Raw genomic sequence first — 1,765 nt, 5'->3', positions numbered from 1 at the left:
ACGAGTCCGGCTTCTCACGGTCGTCGTTGCTCCCGGAACCGGACTCCTTGTCCTTCTCCCAGTCGTCCGCCGACACGCCGGCCAGCGCGCCACCACCGGCGTGCACACCGCCCTCAGGCTTCTCGTGCTTCCACGAGTCCGGCTTCTCACGGTCGTCGTTGCTGCTGGCAGAGGAACCGCTGTCCTTGTCCCAGCCGTCCGCCGAGGTCACGGCATATGCGGCGGGGGTGGTGACCGCGAGGACCGCCGTGACGGCGGCCGAGGCGAACAGGGTGCGGGCAGTGCGCATGGATACACAGTCCTTTCGCCACTCCCGTGTCGGCCGGCTGGTTGTCGGCTCATCGGATCACGGGTGCGACGTGATCCACCGTCAGTCCGATCCCGACCGCGCACCACTCGGGGAGGTCGAATCGGGGCGATGCGGTGGGCCCATCGTGTGACAGGGAGCCAGATGTCACCCGTCTGACGGCACGCCACGCCGGGAGGAGGTTTGAGCGGCGACGATCATCGGTGTAGGGGGGCGGGCGCAGCACCCACGCGGTCGCACCACGCCGGCGACACCACGTCCAAGCTGCCGTCGCCCCGTCCGACGGGGGTCTGACGGCCCGTCCGGGGCGTCTTGCCGGCCGGGTGGACCGGCAGGACCTGGACACCGCCCGGGCCGACGGAGCACGGCCGCCGCACGGGCCGGCGGGAACGGGACCGCCGTCGGGCGGGCGCCCCTGGGGAACCGCGACCACGCGCACACCCGCGACGCCGGAGGGGACCCGTCGACCACGCGCGCACCCGCGACGACTCACGGATCCGTCCGCCACTTCCTGAACCCAGAGCGCACCGGACGGCGCGGACCGCCTCGAAGGGGTCCGGCAAAAGGGGCATCACACGGGGCCGGCATCAGACTTTGTCGTCAACAGGCTCCGATACACGCGTTGTTGCACATCTATTGACGTGTTCGTAACAAGGGTGGAGTATCTCGCACAGTTGGAGAGAGCGCTCTCTGACTGTGCGCGTCGTGTACCCGCCCCACGACTCAGGAGACCCCATGTACGCACATCCCCGGCTCCGCAGACCCCTCCCCGCCTCGCGGGCCAGACGCAGCGGCGTACTGGCCGTCATAGCCGGTCTGGTCCTCTCGCTCCTCGCCCTCGTCCCCCAGACCCCCGCGAGCGCCGCGCCGTCGCTGCTCTCCCAGGGCAAGGCGGTCACCTCCTCCAGCCAGGAGAACGACGGCACTCCCGCCTCTGCTGCGGTCGACGGCAACAACGGGACACGCTGGTCGAGCGCCTTCTCCGACCCCCAGTGGATCAAGATCGACCTCGGCGCCGCCGCCTCGGTGAGCCAGATCGTGCTGCGCTGGGAGGCGGCCTACTCCACGGCCTACCGGATCGAGTTCTCCTCGGACAACAGCAGCTGGAGCACCGCCTACTCCACCACCACGGGACCCGGTGGTACGGAGACACTGAACGTCTCGGGGACCGCCCGCTACGTCCGGCTGACCGGCACCGCGCGTGCCACCGGCTACGGGCACTCCCTCTGGGAGTTCCAGGTCTTCGGCACGACCGGCGGCAGCGACCCGCAGATCCCCGGCGGGGGTGACCTCGGGCCCAACGTGCTGGTCTTCGACCCCTCGACGCCGGGCATCCAGGCCAAGGTCGACGCGATCTTCAAGCAGCAGGAGTCCGCCCAGTTCGGCACGGGCCGCTACGCGCTCATGTTCAAGCCGGGCACCTACAACAACATCAACGCCCAGATCGGCTTCTACACC

General features: G+C 69.7%; 1 protein-coding gene and 1 pseudogene. One reads left to right on the top strand and one right to left on the bottom strand.

Features of this window, described 5'->3' with window-relative positions:
• Window positions 1-289: pseudogene (locus ACFYY2_RS28885) on the bottom strand (hypothetical protein); the annotation flags it as partial.
• Window positions 290-1,042: 753 nt separating this feature from the next.
• On the opposite strand from ACFYY2_RS28885, the gene ACFYY2_RS28880 reads away from it, so the two are divergent.
• Window positions 1,043-1,765 (top strand): discoidin domain-containing protein (locus ACFYY2_RS28880; protein ID WP_388748358.1); only part of this gene is annotated, 723 nt, incomplete at its 3' end.

Source organism: Streptomyces sp. NPDC001822, assembly GCF_042892135.1.
Classification (GTDB): domain Bacteria; phylum Actinomycetota; class Actinomycetes; order Streptomycetales; family Streptomycetaceae; genus Streptomyces.
This window is presented reverse-complemented; position numbering and strand designations above follow the sequence as displayed.